This window comes from Ciceribacter sichuanensis (assembly GCF_024055605.1).
Taxonomy (GTDB): domain Bacteria; phylum Pseudomonadota; class Alphaproteobacteria; order Rhizobiales; family Rhizobiaceae; genus Allorhizobium; species Allorhizobium sichuanense.
In genome coordinates this window covers 351598-371550 of sequence record NZ_JAMXLX010000003.1, presented here as the reverse complement: position 1 = coordinate 371550, position 19953 = coordinate 351598, and the positions used below count along the sequence as shown (strand labels likewise).

Here is a 19953-nt window from a genome sequence, read left to right as displayed (position 1 = left end):
TCTTATTCCGCGGCCTGCAATGCCGACCAGACCGCGTTCGGTGTGGCGGGCATGTTGAGCCTGTTGTTTCCGATGGCATCCGTGATGGCGTTGATCAGCGCCGGCGGAGAACCGATGGCGCCGGCTTCACCACAGCCCTTGATGCCGAGCGGATTGCCCGGGCATGGCGTGTTCTGGTGCGATACCTCAAAGGACGGCAGGTCGTCCGCACGCGGCATGGCATAGTCCATGTAGCTTGCCGTCAGAAGCTGGCCGTTTGACGGATCGTAGTGAACACCTTCCAGCAACGCCTGCCCGATGCCCTGGGCAATACCGCCATGCACCTGCCCCTCGACGATCATCGGATTGATGATATTGCCGAAATCGTCGGCCGCCACGAACTTCACGATCGTTGTCTTCCCCGTTTCCGGATCGACCTCGACCTCGCAGATGTAGCAACCGGCAGGGAAGGTGAAGTTGGAAGGATCGTAGAAGGCCCCTTCCTTCAGACCCGGCTCCATGCCGGCCGGCAGGTTGTGTGCGGTATAGGCGGCAAGTGCTACCTGAAACCACGGCAGTGTCTTGTCGGTGCCGGCAACCTTAAGCTCGCCGTTTTCGATGACAACGTCGCGCTCATCGGCTTCCATCAGATGCGCGGCGATCTTCTTCGCCTTGGCTTCGACCTTGTCGAGGGCCTTGACGATCGCCGACATGCCGACCGCCCCGGAGCGGGAGCCGTAGGTTCCCATGCCCATCTGAACCTTGTCGGTATCGCCGTGAACGATGGAGACATTGTCGATCGGCACGCCCAGCCGGTCGCAGACGAGTTGGGCAAAGGTCGTTTCGTGTCCTTGGCCGTGGCTATGCGAGCCGGTCAGCACTTCGACTGTACCGACGGCATTGACCCTCACTTCAGCAGATTCCCAAAGGCCGACCCCGGCCCCGAGCGAACCCACTGCCTGAGAGGGTGCGATACCGCAGGCCTCAATGTAACAGCTCATGCCGATACCGCGTTTCTTGCCACGGGCTGCGGCCTCCGCCCGCCGTGCCGGAAAGCCCGTCCAGTCGGCGGCAGCCATCGCTGCTTCCAGCGAAGCCTCATAGTCACCGGCGTCATAGTTCATGATCACAGGCGTCTGGTGCGGGAAAGTACGGACGAAGTTCAGCCGCCGCAGTTCGGCAGGGGAAACCCCAAGCTCACGCGCCGCCGTTTCCATCGTCCGTTCCAGAAGGTAGGTGGCCTCCGGCCGGCCCGCGCCGCGATAGGCATCGACCGGCACCGTATTGGTATAGACGGTTCGGACATTGGCGTGGATCGCCGGGATCGCATATTGGCCCGAAAGCAGCGTCGCATAGAGATAGGTCGGCACCGCCGACGAGAAGAGCGACATATAGGCGCCGAGATTGGCGATGGTGTCGACCTTCAGGCCGATGATCCGGTTATCGCTGTCGAAGGCCATCTTGACCTTGGAGACATGGTCGCGCCCGTGGGCATCTGTCAAGAAGGCCTCCGTTCGATCGGAAGTCCACTTGACCGGCACGCCGGTCTTCTTCGACGCCCAGAGACAAACGATCTCCTCAGGATAGATATAGATCTTCGAACCGAAACCGCCGCCGACATCCGGAGCGATGACACGCAACTTGTTTTCCGGCGCGACATTGTAGAAGGCGCTCATCACGAGACGCGCAACATGCGGGTTCTGGCTCGTGGTGTAACAGGTGTAATGATCGTCGGCCGCATCGTAGATGCCGAGCGCAGCGCGCGGCTCCATCGGATTGGGCGAGAGGCGGTTGTTGTGGATCTCGATCTCGGTCACATGTGCAGCAGAGGCGATGGCCCGGTCGGTTGCGGCGCTGTCGCCGATCTCCCAGTCGAAGATCAGGTTGCCGGGCGCTTCCGGATGCAGTTGCGGCGCGCCGGATTTCAGGGCCTCGGTGGCCTCGGTCACGACCGGCAGTTCCTCATAGTCCACGACCACCGCCTCTGCGGCATCACGAGCCTCCGCGGTGCTGTCGGCGACAACGACCGCAACGGCGTCGCCGACATAACGGACCGTGTCATGTGCCAGCGGCCGCCACGCGCCCATCTTCATCGGCGACCCGTCCTTGGAATGGATCATCCAGCCGCAGATCAGGTTACCGATGCCGTCAGCGAGCAGCTGCTTGCCGTCGAGCACGTCGATCACGCCGGGCATCGCCTTGGCGGCGGACGCATCAACGTTTCTGACCCTGGCATGGGCATAAGGCGAACGCACGAAATAGGCATATTTCATTCCCGGCACGACCATGTCGTCCGTATACCGGCCCTTGCCGGTCAGGAAGCGCTTGTCTTCCTTGCGCGCCACACGCGCACCAATTCCCTCGACACCCATGATTTCCTCCCGATGGCGTTTCCGGCCCGGCAATCCTTCCGTCACAGTTCCTCAACAGCAACGTCCGGCCAGAAGATGAAACGATTACTCGGCAGCCTGTCGCCTGCCATGCATTTCCGCATTGGCTGCCAGCACCGCCTTGACGATGTTGTGGTAGCCGGTGCAGCGACAGATATTGCCTTCCAGTTCGTGGCGAACCGTCGCTTCGTCGAGATGACCGCCATGGCGATTGATCATGTCGACCGCAGTCATCACCATGCCCGGCGTGCAGAAGCCGCATTGCAGACCGTGGTGCTCCTTGAAGGCTGCCTGCACCGGATGGAGGTCTCCACCACTCGCCAGCCCTTCGATGGTGGTGATGCTCGAGCCGGATGCCTGGACGGCAAGGATCGAACAGCTCTTCACCGATTTGCCGTCCATGTGCACCACGCAAGTGCCGCACTGGGTCGTGTCGCAGCCGACATGCGTGCCGGTCAGGCCGAGTTTTTCACGAATGAAATGCACGAGCAGCGTGCGATCCTCACAGTCGCCGCTCACCGAACGGCCGTTCACCGTCAGCGTTACTTTTGCCATATTGTTTCTCCTCGTGTCTCTCCCGGACACGAGGAGCATCATTTGACTTTTTCAAATCATCTTCAACCTGTACTTTGATGCATGTCCGAAATTTATATTTCGCGCCGCAGCAAAAAATCGCCGTCATTATTGTCGTCTGAAGCGCAAATCATACTGGAGACGCGTCATCGACTTTGATCTCCATGGACTTTCCCGATTTGCTGGTTATTCTGCCGATACGGTCGTCGTGACAATGCCTGCGGGGTGGGCACGACCGATGTCGGCCCGGCTTTGCCGGACACATAACCATTGGAGAAGAAACGCATGAAAAAAGCTCTTGTGCTCGTACTGCTCGGCCTGACGGTCGCAGGCTGCACGCAGACCGAAAAGGGCGCTGCCATCGGCGCGGCTTCGGGCGCAATCATCGGCGGAGCAGTAACCGGCAACGTCCGCGGCGCAGCTGTAGGCGCTGCAATCGGCGGTGTATCCGGCGCCATCATCGGCAACGTCGCAGACCAGCCCGGCCAGTGCTACTACCGCGACCGCTACGGCCGTCGCTACATCGACTCGTGCCCGCGCGGCGGCTACTGAGGTCCGATATCGGGAGGGTCCGGGCACACCCGGCCCCTCTCCTTGATTCGTTTTTATCTAAAATGTGTGTCCTATCCGGTTTTTTGCGTCTAAACTGGAAAGGGTTGAACGGAATTGTCCGTACGGCCGATCCCGTTTTTGAGCAAAATAGTGCATGCCGAGTAAATTGAGACCCCCGATTGGACGTATTGCGTTTCGGACGGCCGGCACTGCAGTTACGCTTGCTGCAAGCCTCTGCTTCTCAATGTTTTTTGCCGACGAAGCCTATGCCTTCAAGATCTTCGGCATCAAGATCTTCGGCGACGACGAGACGGAAGTCACCGTCATCGACCCCGTTCGCTACACCGTCACCTTCGATACCGATGGCTCCGACAAGGACCTTGCGGATTCCTTGGACCGGACATCTCTTCTGGTCAACGACGAAAAAAAGCCGGTGTCCGGCGACCTCGGTGTCGTCATCAAGGCACGCGACGACCGTGACCGGCTGATCGCAACGCTTTATGAAAATGCTCGTTACGGTGGCATCGTGACCGTGACCATCGCGGGCCAGAATCTCGACGCCCTGCCGCCGAACCCTTCTTTCGATCGCTCGACGCCGGTGCCGGTTTCCGTGCGCATCGATCCCGGTCCTCTCTTTACCATCGGTGACGTCACGCTGGAAGGAGATGCGGCAAGGCTCGACCCCGGCGCTTACGATCTTCGTCCCGGCGGTCCCGCCGGTTCGCTGGTGGTCCTCAAGGCCGGCAGCAAGATCATCGACGATCTGAAGGCCGAGGGGCGCCCGCTGGTGCACCTGACGAAACGCGAAGTGGTCGCCGATCACGAGACGAACACGATCGATGTGGTGATCGCTGCCGAAGCCGGCCCCGTGGCGCCGCTCGGGCCGATCGCCGTCAAGGGCGCCCGCAAGGTCGATGAAGCCTTCATCCGCCGATATTCGCGACTCCAGCCGGGCCAGCAATATTCCCCCGAGCAGTTGCGCAAGGCCGGAGAGCGCCTGCGTGCCCTCGGCGTATTCTCCAGCGTGAATATCGAGGAAGCAGACAAGCTCTCGAGCGATGGCGCGCTGCCGCTCGGCATCGTCGTCTCGGAAGGCAAACATCGCTATTTCGGCTTCGGCGCCAACTGGTCGTCGATCGACGGTGTCGGCTTGCAGGGTTATTGGGGCCACCGCAACCTCTTCGGTCAGGCGGAATCGTTGCGGCTGGAAGGAGCGGTCACCGGCCTCGGACAGGGAAATCTCATCGACGACCTTGATTATTCCGCCGGCATCACCTTCGTGAAGCCCGGCGCCTTCTTCCCCTCCGCGACACTGGAAGCCAGCCTCAAGGGCACGACGCTCACCACGGATTCCTACGACGCGAATTCCATAGCCGGCAAGGTTGCCCTCGCCTACGAGATCAGCGACCACGACACCGTCAGTGGCGGTCTTTCGCTGACCTATGACGATATCGACGACGCCTTCGGCAACAACAGGTACCTGACCTTCGGCGTTCCCATCAGCTATATCCGCGATACGCGCGACAACAAACTGAACCCGACCGAGGGTTACTATGCGTCGGTGAACGCGATCCCGAGTTACGAGATCACCGGCAGCACCATCTTCTCCTCCTTCGAAGGCTCGGTCTCCGGCTACTACGGTATCGGCGCGGAGGATCGCGTGGTTCTCGCCGCCAGGCTCTCGGCCGGCACCCTGCTCGGTGCCGGCGACCTCAAAGCGATTCCCGCCACGCGGCGCTTCTATGCCGGCGGCGGCGGCTCGGTGCGCGGCTATGCCTATCAGGAGGTTTCGCCCTATAACGACAATGACGACGCCACCGGCGGCCGCTCCTATGCTCTGGGTTCTTTCGAAGCGCGAGTGAGCATCACGGAAAAGATCGGGATCGTGCCGTTTCTCGATATCGGCAGCGTCTCGACGGCAAATTTTCCGGATTTCTCCGATCTGCGCATGGGAGCGGGCGTCGGCTTGCGCTATATGACGCCATTCGGACCGCTGAGACTTGACGTTGCCATGCCGCTCGACCGCTATGACGGGGGCAGCCAGTACGGCATATATGCGGGGATCGGACAGAGTTTCTGATGGATAGCCGAGACGGGAAGACGAGATCCGGATGCTGAAGCGCCTGACCAGATGGATCCTTCGGCTGTTCGCCTACACGGCGGGCGGAGCGCTTGCGCTCGCTGTCGTCGCGATCCTTTTCGGCGGTTTCACCACGACCGGAGCCGGCATTGTCACCAACTGGCTTTCGACGATGCTGTCGAACCCCGACCAACGTATCACCATCGATGGCGCGGGACCGCTGCTGACGGGCGCACTGCGCGTCGAACATGTGGCGATCGCCGACACCGAAGGCGTCTATGCGGAAATCGACAATCTTGCACTCGACTGGACACCGCTCGATCTGCTCTCCGGCACGTTCCGCGCCCAGCGTCTGGCAGCCGACCGGGTAAGGCTCGACCGCACGCCGGTGACAACCGTCGAAAAGACGCAAAGCAGCGGCGGGTTTTCTCTGCCGATTGCGATCAACGTCAAGAAGCTGGAGCTTCCCTCCCTCGAGATCGGCACGGAACTGGCCCGTCGCGAAATTCGCCTCTCGCTCACCGGATCCGGCAAGGCTTCGGGCGACACGATTACCGCCCATATCGAGGCGCTGCGTCCCGCTTCGCCGGAGACCAGCGCCCGCGCGGATCTCGTTTACGCTCCATCAAAGAACCGGCTGCAGATTGCCGCCAATATCGTAGAGCCGACCGGTGGTCTGCTGGCAGGTCTTCTCAAGCTGCCGGGCACGCCCGCCATCGACCTCACGGTTGAAGGCGACGGCCCACTATCAGACTGGCAGGGAAAGGTTGCCGCCGCGCTCGATGGACGGCCTACACTTGCGATTCATGCGACCCACCAGCAATCGGCCGATGGCACACGCCGCATTCTGATCGAGGGCGGCGGCCGTTTCGATGCCATGCTCCCGCCGGGACTTCGCCCGCCATTTGCGGACGAAACGACCATCGATATCGATGCGAGCCTCGCGCCCGGCGGTGCGATCCAGATCGACCGCGGCAGCCTGTCAACCGGGGCGCTGTCCCTTTCGGCTTCCGGCCGCTACGACCCGTCAGGCGAAAACGACCTTTCCGCCGAACTGACCGGTCTCAAGGGTCCCGTCGATTTCAACTATCCAAACGGCAGCGATAACATTGCGCTCGCCATCCGCGAGGCGAGCCTGTCGTTGCGCGGTAGCGCCGACGCAGCCCTGTTCGAAATCTCGGCCAAGCTCGACAAGGTGAAAGCCGCGCAAGGCGAATTCGATGGCCTCGCCATCGAGGCGAAGAGCAAGGCCTTCGATCTGGCCAACCAGACCGGCCGCATCGAAACCATGGTATCAGTCGCCGGCATTCAGTTCGCCAACGCCGAACTCAACCGCCTCCTGCAGGCCCCAATGACGCTGAAGGCGCCGATCGTGCTCGCCACAACGGCCGTCGGGCTGGAAGCGGCGACCATCGAAAGCGCCAGCATCGGCGGCACGGTCGTCGGTCAATATGCTCTTGCCGACAAGCGCCTCACAGGCCGCTTCGAACTCTTCGGCATTCCCGGCATCCTGCCGGATGCCATCGCGGCCAAGCTCCGTGACACCATCCGCGTCTCCGGCAACCTGAATTACAACCTGCCGCAGGACATCAAGCTCAACAACCTGAAGATCACCACCAACCTCGGGGAAGCTGCCGGCAATATCGAACTCGATGCGGAGAAGAAGCTGACGGCTGATCTTGCCGGCCGTATCGCCGATATCGGCGCCCTCATGGACAACACCAAGGGCGTTTCCGACTTCTCGCTTTCCGCCAATGGACCACTCGACGCGCTGGCCGCCCGTCTTTCGCTCAAAAGCGAGGCAGCGACGGTCGCAGGCCGCAAGCTCGAGGGCTTCACGGTGGATGTCGAAGGCACCGCCGACAAGGCCGCGCCCAAAGGCACCTTGCGCATGGCCGGCCGTATCGACGGGCAGCAGGTGCAGGGCACCGCCGACCTCGTCGCGGAAAACGGTCGTTCCGCCATTCCGGCACTCAACATCACCGTCGGCAGCAACACGCTCGACGGGGCCATCGCCTTTTCTCCAGCCTTCCTGCCATCCGGCAACCTGACCTTCGATTTCCCCGATATCGGCCTGCTCGCCGCTTTCGCAGGGCAGACGGCAAGCGGCGACCTCAAGGGCACCCTCGCCCTGCAGGAAAACAACGGAAAGCTCTCGGCCCAGGTCGTAGCGGCCGGTGAGGGTATCCAGCGCGACACCCTCGCTATCGCCAAGCCCGATATCCGGCTGAGCATCTCCGATCTCGCAGCCTTTGCGGTCGAGGGAACGATTGCGGCCACCGAGGTCAAGTCCGGCGCCAACCGGGTCGAAGCGCCGAAACTGGCGTTCACACGACAGGGCGCAAGCACCGCCTTCGATCTGAATGCACGCTATGATGCGGCACCGCTTGTCGTCGCCGGCAGTGTCACGCAGAACGCCGGCGGACTGGATATCGCGCTCGAAAAGGCATCCGCGGCACCGAGCGGCATCGCGCTGAAGCTCGCCCGTCCGGCAGCACTGCGGCTGAGCGAGGGCACGGTGAGCATCGGAAGTGCCACGATATCGGCCGGCAGCGGCACGGTCGCCATCAAGGGCAGCGCCGGCCATGAACTCGATCTCGCCATCACGCTGGATCGCTTGCCCGCTTCGCTTGCGGCGAAGGCAGCGCCAAACCTTTCGCCCGAAGGCGTCATCTCCGGTAAGGTGACTGTCAAGGGAACGGCGGCAGCACCTGCGCTGACCTATAATCTCACATGGGCAGACGCAGGGCTGGCCCAGACGAGGTCGGCAGGCGTTGGCAGCTTCTCGATCTCGGCAAACGGCGAATTCAGGGACCAGAACCTCTCTCTCGACACCAGGGTAACAGGCCAGCAGGGGCTCGCCTTCGCAGGCGGCGGCACGCTTGGACTTGCCGGCAGCCGGCCGATCAACATGAAGTTCACCGGTGACCTCCCCTTCGCGGCCTTGAGCGGGGTCCTGTCGAGCCGGGGGTTGATCCTTGAAGGCAGCGCCAACGCCGATGTCACCATCACCGGCAATGCCGGCGCACCCGAAATCAACGGCACGGCGAGAACTTCGGGCGCCAAGCTCATCGACGTCCGCCGCAATCTGGCGCTCGAGCAACTTGCAGCAACCGTCAGCCTGCGCGGCGACCGGGCGGAGATCACCGAACTCAGTGGCAAGCTTGCAAGTGGTGGCCGCATTTCCGGCAGCGGCACGATCGACATCCGCTCGCCCGGTCTACCGGCTGACATAGCGGTTACGTTGGACAAGGCCGTCTATGTCGACGGAACCATGGTTGCGAGCACAGCCGACGGCAAGCTCGCACTCAAGGGTCCCTTGCTCAACAACCCGGTACTCTCGGGTACCATCGCGCTTTCCAGGACGGCGATCACCATTCCGGAAAAGCTGCCCGCCAGCCTTTCGCAACTGAACATCCAGCACAGGAATGCGCCCGCCGACGTCCGTAATCAGATGGCGAAGGTGACGAAGACCGAGCAGCACGGCTCCTCCTCCACAGTGGCGCTCGACCTGACGATCTCCTCTCCCTCCCAGATCTTCGTGCGGGGACGCGGAATCGACGCCGAACTCGGCGGCACGATACGGGTGACTGGAAACGCCGTGAATCCGAATGTCTCCGGCGGCTTCGAACTGCGTCGCGGACGCATGTCGATCCTGACCAAGCGGCTGGAATTCACCGAGGGCACCATCACCTTCGGCGGCGGCCTCATTCCGATCCTCGACATGAAGGCGACCACGACATCCGGCACGACGACGATCACCATCACGATCGCGGGCTTTGCCAACGACCCATCGGTTTCCTTCTCGTCATCCCCAGCATTGCCGCAGGATGAAATCCTGGCGCAGCTGATCTTCGGTCAGTCGATGTCCCGCCTGTCGGCCCTGCAGATTGCCCAGCTTGCCGATGCGGCGAGCCAGCTTGCCGGCGGGCGCTCCGGTTCGCTCTTCGAAAGCCTGCGCTCCACGCTCGGCGTCGACGATCTCGACATATCGACCGACGAGACCGGCCAGACCAATGTCAGTGCCGGCAAATACCTCAACAACCGCACCTATATCGAGCTGCAGCAGAGCGGCTCGGGCCAGAGCAAGGCCGTCATCAACCTCGATGTCGGCCGTGGCGTGAAGCTGAAGGGCGAGGCTGGCGCTGAGGGCGCCGGCGGCGGAATCTTCTATGAAAAGGAATACTGAGACCGAAAGAGCGTCGGACCACTGAGGGCGACAGGCGGAGGTTTCGCCTCAACTGACCTTGCTGGTCTTCAGCAGAATGCTCGATTCCGTCGTGTTGATGCCCTCGATCAGGCGAATGCGCCGCAAGGTCTCGTCGAAGGATGCGAGATCTCGATCCTCCAGTTCGGCGATGAAATCCCAGCGGCCGTTGGTGCTGTGGAGCGCCCTGACCTGGGGCAGGCCGCGCAACTGATGGGCCACGCGATCGGCAAACTTGCCGACAACCTCGATCATCGCAATCGCCCTCACGCCCGCCGGCCTTATCTCGCTTCCCGTCCTGATCGTGAACGCTGCAATCGTACCGTCCGCCACCATCCTGTCGATGCGTGCGGTCACGGTTGCCCGCGATGCACCCGTTGTTGCGGCAAGCGAGGAGGCCGAAATACGCGCATTGTGGCGCAACGCGCTGAGGATATCGCGATCCAGATCATCCATCGTCATCACTTCGTCAGTTTAAGCCATCGCTTTGCTCAATATAACTTTCTTTTCGACAATTTTCCATCTTTTTGCCAACGTGAGCTTTGATAACAATCCGGCTTTTCCTGCCAGTTCCAAAGGAGATCCGGATGACGGAGAAGAAGGCGGCAACCTTGATCGGCGTTCCTCTTGAAGAAGGTTCCGGCCGCGGCGGCTGCGCCATGGGACCGGCTGCGCTGCGCATCGCCGGCATCGGCCATGCGCTCGGAGAGCTTGGCTACGCCGTTACCGATATCGGCGACCTTCGTCCCGCCCCCGCAACGGATCTACCCCGCCACCAGAATGCGCGCCATCTGCCTGTTGTCGCCGCCTTCACCCGCGCGCTGGAGGATCGTACCTATCAGGCAGCCCATGCGGGCACTATTCCCATCCTGCTCGGCGGCGATCACAGTCTTTCCATGGGCAGCGTTTCCGGCATGGCCCGTCACGCCGCGGATCTCGGCCGCCCTCTCTATGTCCTCTGGCTGGACGCGCACGCGGACTTCAACTCTCCGGATACGTCCCCCTCCGGCAACATGCATGGCATGCCGGTGGCGTTCTTCTGCGGCAAGGCGGAGTTCACGCCGATCCTGCCGGCCGCACGTCCTCTCGTTGATCCGGCTCATGTGTACCAGGTCGGCATCCGCTCGGTCGATGAAGAGGAGCGCGTGGCGATCAGGAAGAACCACGTCAACGTGTTCGACATGCGCGCCATTGATGAAGAGGGCGTCGGGGCGATCATGCGCCGTATCATTGCCGATGTCTCGAACGCCAACGGTCTTCTGCATGTGAGCCTCGACGTGGACTTCCTCGATCCGGATGTCGCGCCGGGCGTCGGGACGACGGTTCCCGGCGGCGCCACCTTCCGCGAAGCGCACCTGATCATGGAAATGTTGCACGACAGCGGGCTTGTTTCTTCGCTCGATCTGGTCGAACTCAATCCCTTTCTCGACGACCGGGGCAAGAGCGCCCGCGTTATGGTCGAACTGGCCGCGAGCCTGTTCGGACGCCGCGTTCTGGACCGCCCCACCCGCGCCGCCTGAACACGGATCGGATACACGCATACCTCCTGCCAGATACGGTCAGGGCGATAACCCGCTCTGGTCGCATTTTCGTTGAGCCAGAACGCCGGCCACCTGCTCACAACCTTCCACAATTCCGGGGAGAGACGACATCATCATGGATGAATGAAGTCATTCATATCCGGCAGTAATAAGAAAGTAATTCTTCAATTAAGAAATAACCAATGGTTGACGAAACAAAAAAGACAACCAATGATGGCTTTGCAGGGCTCGTTATAGTTGATTTACGGGGCTAAAATCCACCAATAACAATATTTTAACTCAAATACTCTTATAAATTGCCTCGAAAATGAAACAAATCCCGGGACAAATCCCGAGGGGACATTCAGCCAGATTTGACTATTGCCAAATCCTGTCTGTGGCCGTCGCGATAAGAAACGGAACGCTCGGAGCAAAGGCGCTTATATGACGATCCTGATGCCCTTCGGTTCGGATGCAAAGGCAATCCTCGCCGCAATTAGCAAATCCCAGGCAATGATCGAATTTGATCTGCAGGGCAATATTCTTCATGCCAACGAGAATTTCTGTAAAGCGCTCGGCTATGAACTCTCGGAGATAAAAGGCAAACATCACCGCATATTCTGTGATCCGGCCTATGTGGCTTCCCAGGAATACAAGGAATTCTGGGGCAAGCTCGCCGGGGGCGAGTTCGACGCGCGGGAATACAAGCGCATCGCCAAGTCCGGCAAGGAGGTCTGGATCCAGGCCTCATACAACCCCGTTTTCTCTGGCGGCAAGCCGTACAAGGTGGTGAAGTTTGCAACCGACATCACGGCGGCAAAGCTCAAGGCGGCGGAAGATTCCGGCAAGCTCGACGCGATCTCCCGCGCTCAGGCAACCATCGAATTCACACCGGGCGGGGAAGTTCTGACAGCCAACGAAAACTTCCTGTCGACGCTCGGCTATACGCTGGCTGAGATCCGCGGCAAGCATCACTCGATGTTCTGCGAACCGGCCTACACCCATGGCAGCGAGTACAAGCTTTTCTGGCAGAAACTGGCCGGAGGCGAGTTCATCGCCCAGGAATTCAAGCGCATCGGCAAGGGCGGCAAGGTCGTCTGGATTCAGGCATCCTACAACCCGATCTTCGACATGAACGGCAAGGTCTTCAAGGTCGTCAAATTCGCGACCGACATTACCGAACGCGTGCGCGCCGTCGATGATCTCGCCACCGGCCTGACCGCGCTCTCCAATGGCGATCTGACCACTCGTATCGAAAAACCGTTCATACCGACCCTCGAAAAAGTCCGCACCGACTTCAACGCCTCGATCGAGAAGCTGCAGGGCGCCATGCGCACCGTCGGCGAGAACGCGGAAGGAATTGCCGCCAGCTCGGCGCAGATCCACATTGCCTCCGACAGCCTTGCCACAAGAACCCAGCAACAGGCGGCCGCTGTGGAAGAGACCGCCGCTGCACTGGAGGAAATCACCCAGACAGTTGCCGACAGTTCCAAGCGTGCCGGCGACGCGGGCCAGCTTGTTGCCCGCACCAAGACGGCGGCAGAACGTTCCGGTCAGGTGGTGAAGAACGCCATTGGCGCCATGGGCCAGATCGAAAACTCATCGAACGAGATCTCCAACATCATCGGTGTCATCGATGATATCGCCTTCCAGACCAACCTTCTGGCGCTGAATGCCGGCGTCGAGGCGGCCCGTGCGGGTGAAGCCGGCAAGGGCTTCGCCGTCGTCGCACAGGAAGTGCGCGAACTCGCCCAGCGGTCCGCTAACGCGGCAAAGGAAATCAAGACGCTGATCCATACTTCCGGCGATCAGGTGAAGAACGGCGTTTCGCTGGTCGGCGAGACCGGAAAGGCGCTCGATCAGATCGTTGCCGAGGTCCAGGAGATCGATCGCAACGTCACGGCCATCGTCGAGGCTTCCCGGGAGCAAACGACCGCGCTTCAGGAAATCAACCGCGCCGTAAACGGGATGGACCAGAATACCCAGCAGAATGCGGCTATGGTCGAAGAAACGTCCGCCGCCAGCCACAGTCTTGCGCGGGAAGCGGAAACGCTCAAGAATCTCCTCTCCCAGTTTAGATTTGGGCAACACTCTTCCGTTACAGTAAGAACAGCGCGTCCTGATGCTTCACCCGTCGCATCCCCGGCACGCACACTCATGGCAAAGGTCGCCCGCGCATCCACCGGCGCAGCCGCTTCTGCCCAGGCACAGGAAAGTTGGGAAGAATTCTGATGGCAACGACGATCAACTCCACGACCTTCGGCGGGGAAACCCTCGAAATCATCGCCTTCCGCCTGCATGATCAGGAATTCTGCGTGAAGACGACCACGATCCGCGAAATCCGCGGCTGGGCTCCGTCAACGCCGATCCCGCATGCTCCGGCCGATGTCATCGGCGTCATGAACCTCCGCGGCTCTGTGATCCCGATCATCGACCTCGCCTACAAGCTCGGCATGAAGAGCACGGTTGCCAACGAACGGTCCGCCATTGTTGTCGCCGAAGTGCACAACATGGTCATCGGCATGCTGGTCGACCGCGTCTCCGACATCCTGACCATTCCGTCGAGCCAGGTACAGCCCGTTCCGGAAATCTCCGCCTCCTTCGACAAGTCCTTCTCCGAAGGCATCATCGCCAACGAGAACGGCATGATCTGCTTCCTGAACCTCTCCAAGATGTTCAAGGGCACCGAAGCGGAAGACCTCGCGGCCTGATCCCTTCCTGAGAAGGACAGATACGACTGATTAAAAGGCTCCATTCATGGGGCCTTTTTTTCTTGCACCTTCCCTCCCCACTTATGTTTATCAAAATTTACTTATGTAATTATAGGATTATTAAATACGAAAACGCCATCTTAACGTGCATTCCGGTGTGCTCGCCAACGCGACGGCACAGCCGGTGGAGGGCGCAGCCAGGGGAAGGGCAACTCGGATGGCATGGTTTGCAGCAAGCAGTGACTCCAGCAACGTACGTTCCGCACTTTCTAAGTCCCAGGCAATGATCGAGTTCGATCTGACCGGGACCATTCTCGATGCGAATGAGAACTTCTGCCAGACGGTCGGCTACAGCCGAGAAGAAATCGTCGGCAAGCACCACCGGATCTTCTGCGATCCTGCCTATGTGGAATCCGCTGATTACCGCGAATTCTGGACCAATCTGGCCTCCGGCAAGTTTGACGCCCGCGAGTACAAGCGCTTAGGCAAGGGCGGTCGGGAAATCTGGATCCAGGCATCCTACAATCCCGTCTTTTCCGGCGGCAAGCCGTACAAGGTGGTCAAGATCGCGACCGACATCACCGAAGCAAAGAAGAAAAGCCTCGAGGATGCCGACAAGATCGCCGCCATTTCCCGCTCACAGGCCGTGATCGAATTCACCCCGGACGGGCGAATCCTCAAAGCCAACGAAAATTTCTGTAACGCCACGGGCTACGATCTTTCCGAAATCGTCGGCCGGCATCACAGCATGTTCTGCGACCCCGCTTATGCCGCCAGCACCGAATACAAGACCTTCTGGGCACAGCTTGCCGAAGGCCGCTTCGCGGCCAATGAATTCGTTCGGTACGGCAAGGGCGGGAAGGAAGTCTGGATCCAGGCCTCCTACAATCCTATTCACAACCTGAACGGGCAGGTCTACAAGGTGGTGAAATTCGCAACCGACGTCACACCGCGCATGACCGCGATCGACGCGCTGGGCCGCGCACTCAATGCAGTTGCCGATGGCGACCTGCTCCAGTGTCTCGAACAGCCGTTCGTCCCGACCATGGAAAAGGTGCGTCAGGACTTCAATGCCGCCGTCGCCAAACTGCGCAACGCCCTTCAGACGGTCGCCATCAATGCGGAAGGCATCGCATCGGCCTCCGCCGAAGTGCGAGAAGCCTCTGATGATCTGGCACGCCGCACCGAACGGCAGGCCGCCTCGCTCGAAGAAGCTGCTGCCGCCCTTGAGGAGATAACAACTACAGTCGCCGATGCGACCCGCAGGGCAGACGAGGCAGGTCGCCTCGTCCGCGAGACACGCAAAAGCGCGGAGACCTCCGGCGAGGTCGTCGAACAGGCCATCGACGCCATGAGCCGCATCGCTGAGTCGTCGCAGCAGATCACCAGCATCATCGGTGTCATCGACGAGATCGCCTTCCAGACCAATCTGCTGGCACTCAACGCCGGCGTCGAGGCGGCCCGTGCCGGAGAGGCCGGAAAGGGCTTTGCCGTCGTCGCGCAGGAAGTGCGGGAACTGGCGCAGCGCTCGGCTCAGGCGGCCAAGGAAATCAAGACGCTGATCCACACATCCGGCGAGCAGGTGAAGAACGGCGTTTCATTGGTCGGCAGGACGGGAACGGCGTTGCATGAGATCTCCTCCCGCGTCGGCGAGATAGACCTCAATGTCACGGCAATCGTCGGCGCCTCCCGCGAACAGTCCGGCGCGCTCCGGGAAATCAGCCAGTCCGTCAACCAAATGGATCAGGCGACCCAGAAGAATGCCGCCATGGTCGAGGAAACCACGGCCGCCAGCCACGGACTCGCCCGCGAGGCGGAAAGCCTGCACAATCTTCTCGGCGATTTCCGGATAGGCCGACCCGGTGACATCAGGCACTCACTCGTCGCGGCATAGGTAAAGCGTACCAGCGACACCATAAGGCAGGGGCAAAACGATGTTTTGTCCCCGCCTTTTCAGTTTTGGGATTTCACGCCGGCGCAAACGACGGAAGCACCGGTCCTGTTTAGGCGGCAACCGGCCGCTTGACAGCCTTGGAAGCCTCGATAACCAGCGGAAGCAACCCCTCGCCGCCCTTGTCGATATGCTCGAAAAGCTGGCGGCGCATGCGCGGCTCCCAGAACTTGTTGATATGGTTGGCGACCCCCTCTACCCGCACCGCTTCCGGCTGGGAAAGGAAGAAGGTGGCGATCTGGTTCGCCATGCGAACGATTTTTTCCGAGGTGTCATGCGACATTGGCGGCAACTCCGGCGACGACGCGCTCCGATCCGGTGAAAACTTCGAAATCATGCCCTCGGGCGATGCCGATCAGCGTGATGCCCGCTTCTTCCGCCGTGCGAATGGCAAGCGCGGTCGGCGCCGAAATAGCGACAAGCACGGAAGCGCCGAGAATGGCGGCCTTCTGCACCATTTCCACCGACAGACGGCTGGTAACGACCACGACGCCCTCTTCGCCCCGACGACCGGCACGCAGCACGGCGCCAACCAACTTGTCCAGCGCGTTGTGACGCCCGACATCCTCGCGGATGGCCAGCAGGCCCTCGCCCGGCACGAAGAAGCCTGCGCCATGCACAGCGCGCGTTTCACGGTTCAACACCTGGGCGCGGCCAAGCGCCGTCATCGCTTCCTCGATATCCTCAGGCGTAAGACAAAAGCCCGCGGCCGCCACGCGCGGCACCGGACGGCTTGCCTGCTCGATCGATTCGATGCCGCAAAGGCCGCATCCGACAGGACCCGCCATCCGCCGCCGGCGCACCGTCAACGCATCCGCCGTCGCATCCCGAAGCGTCACCTGAACATCGAGCCCCGCCCCGGCTTCCAGCGGTTCCACGGCCAGAATCTCGTCCGGCGACGTAATGATCCCTTCCGCCAGCGAAAAACCGAAGGCGAAATCCTCGAGATCCGCAGGCGTTGCCATCATCACAGCATGGGTGGACCCGCCATAGGAAAACGCAATCGGCGTTTCCTCCGGCACGGCTCTCGACGACGGCGTGAGCACGCCGTCTCGAAACAGCAGTTCACCGGCGGAAACGGAAGTCTTCATACAACCTGGCTCCTACTCCGCCGCCTCCAGCTTGCCGGCGATGCGACGCGAACGACGTGACAGCTCCTCGTAATCCTGCTGCCAGTCTGTCGGACCGTTGGAGGGAGAAATCTGCACGGCCGTCACCTTATATTCCGGACAATTGGTTGCCCAGTCGGAATAGTCCGTGGTGATGACATTCGCCTGCGTATCGGGATGGTGGAAGGTGGTGTAGACCACGCCGGGAGCCACCCGCTCGGTAATCAGCGCACGAAGCGTCGTATCGCCGGAGCGGCTGGCGAGCTTAACCCAGTCACCGTCCTTGATACCTCGCTGCTCGGCATCGTGAGGATGGATTTCCAACCGGTCTTCCGCATGCCATGTCACATTGTCCGTCCTGCGGGTCTGCGCACCGACATTATACTGCGACAGGATGCGGCCGGTGGTCAGAAGCAGCGGGAAGCGCGGTCCCGTCCGCTCGTCGGTCGCAACATATTCGGTCCGGATGAACTTGCCCTTGCCGCGCACGAAGCCGTCGATGTGCATGATCGGCGAGCCCTCGGGGAATGTCTCGTTGCACGGCCACTGCACCGAACCCATCTTGTCGAGATAGTCGTAGGAAACGCTGGCGAAACTCGGCGTCGTCGCGGCGATCTCGTCCATGATTTCCGAAGGATGCTTGTAGCTCCAGTTGAGGCCCATGGCCTGCGCAAGCTTCTGGGTGATCTCCCAGTCGCCATAGCCATTCTTCGGCGTCATCACCTTGCGCACGCGGTTGATGCGCCGCTCGGCATTGGTGAAGGTGCCGTCCTTCTCCAGGAAGGTCGAGCCCGGCAGAAAGACATGGGCGTAATTGGCCGTCTCGTTGAGGAAGAGATCCTGCACCACCACGCATTCCATCGCGGCAAGGCCCGCCGATACATGCTTGGTGTCAGGATCGGATTGCAGGATGTCCTCGCCCTGAATGTAGATGCCCTTGAACGTGCCGTCGACGGCTGCATCCAGCATGTTCGGAATGCGCAGACCCGGCTCGCTGTCGAGCTTGACGCCCCAGAGCTTTTCGAAAGTCTCGCGCGTCGCGTCGTCGGAAACGTGACGGTAACCCGGAAGCTCGTGCGGGAACGAACCCATGTCGCAAGAACCCTGCACATTGTTCTGGCCGCGCAACGGATTAACGCCAACACCCGGACGCCCGATATTGCCAGTCGCCATTGCAAGGTTGGCAATCGCCATGACCGTGGTCGACCCCTGGCTGTGTTCGGTCACGCCGAGACCATAATAGATTGCGCCATTGCCGCCGGTCGCAAACAGCCTTGCTGCGCCGCGCACGAGATCGGCCGGAACGCCGGTGAATTGCTCGGTCTCTTCGGGGCTGTGCTGCGGCTCGGCAACGAACGCCGCCCAGTCCTCGAATTCCGACCAGTCGCACCGTTCGCGGATGAACCTTTCATCGAACAGGCTTTCCGTCACGATGACATGGGCAAGCGCCGTCATCACCGCGACGTTGGTGCCGGGCTTCAGCGGCAGGTGATAGGCAGCCTCGACATGCGGGCTGCGCACGATATCCGTACGGCGAGGATCGACGACGATCAGCTTTGCACCTTGGCGCAGCCGCTTCTTCAGCCGTGAGCCGAACACCGGATGGCCGTCCGTCGGGTTGGCGCCGATCACCATGACGACGTCGGAATGCTCGACAGAATCGAAATCCTGCGTGCCGGCCGAGGTGCCGAAGGCCTGACCCAGACCGTAGCCGGTCGGCGAGTGGCAGACGCGGGCGCAGGTATCGACATTGTTGTTGCCGAAACCGGCGCGGATCAGCTTCTGGACGAGGAAGGTTTCCTCGTTGGTGCAGCGCGACGAGGTGATGCCGCCGATCGAATCCTTGCCATACTGGTACTGGATACGGCGGAATTCGGTCGCCACATGGGCGTAGGCCTCTTCCCAGGTGACCTCGCGCCAGGGATCGCTGATCTTTTCGCGGATCATCGGATTGAGGATGCGGTCCTTGTGGCTGGCATAGCCATAGGCGAAGCGGCCCTTGACGCAGGAATGGCCGCGATTGGCCTTGCCGTCCTTCCACGGCACCATGCGCACCAGTTCCTCGCCGCGCATTTCCGCCTTGAACGAGCAGCCAACGCCGCAATAGGCGCACGTGGTGACAGCCGAGTGCTCCGGCTGGCCGATGGCGATCACCGACTTTTCCGTGAGCGTGGCGGTCGGGCAGGCCTGCACGCAGGCGCCGCAGGAGACGCATTCGGACGAGAGGAATTGCTCGTGCATGCCGGCCGACACGCGGCTGTCGAAACCGCGGCCTTCGATGGTCAGGGCAAACGTGCCCTGCACCTCTTCGCAGGCTCGGACACAGCGCGAGCAGACGATGCACTTCGCCGGATCATAGGTAAAATAGGGGTTGGACTCGTCCTTCGGCATCCAGCGGGCATTCACCTCGCCGACCCCATCGCGCGACTTGACGTGATTGTCGCCCTCATAACCGTAGCGGACATCACGCAGGCCCACCGCGCCAGCCATGTCCTGCAGTTCGCAATCGCCATTGGCCGCGCAGGTCAGACAGTCGAGCGGATGATCGGAGATGTAGAGTTCCATCACCCCCTTGCGGATCTGCTTCAGCCGGTCCGTCTGGGTATGCACGACCATTCCCGGCGCGCACGGCGTGGTGCAGGAGGCGGGGGTGCCGTTGCGACCCTCGACCTCGACGAGACAGAGGCGGCACGAACCGAAGGCGTCCACCATGTCCGTGGCACAGAGCTTCGGCACTTCGATGCCTGCCTCCATCGAGGCGCGCATGATGGACGTCCCGGCGGCCACCGTGACCTGCCGTCCGTCGATGGTCAGCGTCACCGTCTCGGTGGATTTCGATGCCGGCGTGCCGTAGTCGATTTCGTGAATGAGAGACATGGCT

Annotated in this window: 13 protein-coding genes; 7 read left to right on the top strand and 6 right to left on the bottom strand. The window is 61.2% G+C overall.

Annotated features, from left to right (window positions below; translation table 11 throughout):
- Positions 1-2: 2 nt before the first annotated feature.
- Positions 3-2351 (bottom strand): xanthine dehydrogenase family protein molybdopterin-binding subunit, encoded by a 2349-nt coding sequence (locus NBH21_RS12350; protein WP_250913414.1) that lies wholly within the window; start codon positions 2349-2351, stop codon positions 3-5.
- Positions 2352-2435: 84 nt separating this feature from the next.
- Positions 2436-2924, bottom strand: coding sequence for a (2Fe-2S)-binding protein (locus tag NBH21_RS12345; RefSeq protein WP_250913415.1), 489 nt, complete (start codon positions 2922-2924; stop codon positions 2436-2438).
- A gap of 303 nt (positions 2925-3227) precedes the next feature.
- On the opposite strand from NBH21_RS12345, the gene NBH21_RS12340 reads away from it, so the two are divergent.
- The 3 genes from NBH21_RS12340 to NBH21_RS12330 all read left to right on the top strand — a co-directional run bounded on the left by NBH21_RS12340 (position 3228) and on the right by NBH21_RS12330 (position 9763).
- The gene (locus NBH21_RS12340; RefSeq protein WP_250913416.1) at positions 3228-3494 is read left to right on the top strand and encodes a glycine zipper domain-containing protein; all 267 of its coding nucleotides are present in this window, start codon (positions 3228-3230) and stop codon (positions 3492-3494) included.
- Positions 3495-3648: 154 nt separating this feature from the next.
- A complete protein-coding gene (locus NBH21_RS12335; protein WP_425340406.1) occupies positions 3649-5574 on the top strand; it encodes an autotransporter assembly complex protein TamA in 1926 nt (641 codons plus the stop codon).
- A 31-nt stretch (positions 5575-5605) separates the two neighbouring features.
- On the top strand, positions 5606-9763 hold the full coding sequence (locus NBH21_RS12330) for a translocation/assembly module TamB domain-containing protein (protein WP_250913418.1): 4158 nt from the start codon (positions 5606-5608) through the stop codon (positions 9761-9763).
- Between the two features lie 48 nt (positions 9764-9811).
- Here the strand turns inward: NBH21_RS12330 and NBH21_RS12325 are convergent, their stop codons facing one another.
- Positions 9812-10237 (bottom strand): Lrp/AsnC family transcriptional regulator, encoded by a 426-nt coding sequence (locus NBH21_RS12325; protein WP_099060213.1) that lies wholly within the window; start codon positions 10235-10237, stop codon positions 9812-9814.
- A 131-nt stretch (positions 10238-10368) separates the two neighbouring features.
- On the opposite strand from NBH21_RS12325, the gene rocF reads away from it, so the two are divergent.
- From rocF to NBH21_RS12305, 4 genes are all read left to right on the top strand, one after another.
- Positions 10369-11301: an arginase gene (rocF, locus tag NBH21_RS12320; RefSeq protein ID WP_250913419.1), complete on the top strand. Its 933-nt coding sequence runs from the start codon at positions 10369-10371 to the stop codon at positions 11299-11301.
- Positions 11302-11745: 444 nt separating this feature from the next.
- Entirely contained in the window at positions 11746-13533 is a 1788-nt protein-coding gene (locus NBH21_RS12315) for a methyl-accepting chemotaxis protein (RefSeq protein WP_250913420.1), read from the top strand.
- Positions 13533-14012, top strand: coding sequence for a chemotaxis protein CheW (locus NBH21_RS12310; protein WP_099059533.1), 480 nt, complete (start codon positions 13533-13535; stop codon positions 14010-14012). Before NBH21_RS12315 ends, NBH21_RS12310 begins: the two co-directional genes overlap by 1 nt.
- 217 nt (positions 14013-14229) lie before the next feature.
- Positions 14230-15906, top strand: coding sequence for a methyl-accepting chemotaxis protein (locus NBH21_RS12305; RefSeq protein ID WP_250913421.1), 1677 nt, complete (start codon positions 14230-14232; stop codon positions 15904-15906).
- Between the two features lie 109 nt (positions 15907-16015).
- On the opposite strand, the gene NBH21_RS12300 is transcribed toward NBH21_RS12305, so the two are convergent.
- From NBH21_RS12300 to fdhF, 3 genes are read right to left on the bottom strand one after another with little or no spacing between them, the layout of a single operon-like run.
- Positions 16016-16246 carry a formate dehydrogenase subunit delta gene (locus tag NBH21_RS12300; RefSeq protein ID WP_250913422.1) on the bottom strand — a complete coding sequence of 77 codons (231 nt, stop codon included), beginning with the start codon at positions 16244-16246 and terminating at the stop codon, positions 16016-16018.
- Entirely contained in the window at positions 16236-17054 is an 819-nt protein-coding gene (gene fdhD / locus NBH21_RS12295; protein ID WP_250913423.1) for a formate dehydrogenase accessory sulfurtransferase FdhD, read from the bottom strand. The genes NBH21_RS12300 and fdhD overlap by 11 nt, the downstream gene beginning before the upstream one ends.
- 12 nt (positions 17055-17066) lie before the next feature.
- Positions 17067-19949, bottom strand: coding sequence for a formate dehydrogenase subunit alpha (fdhF, locus tag NBH21_RS12290; RefSeq protein WP_250913424.1), 2883 nt, complete (start codon positions 19947-19949; stop codon positions 17067-17069).
- Positions 19950-19953 lie beyond the last annotated feature (4 nt).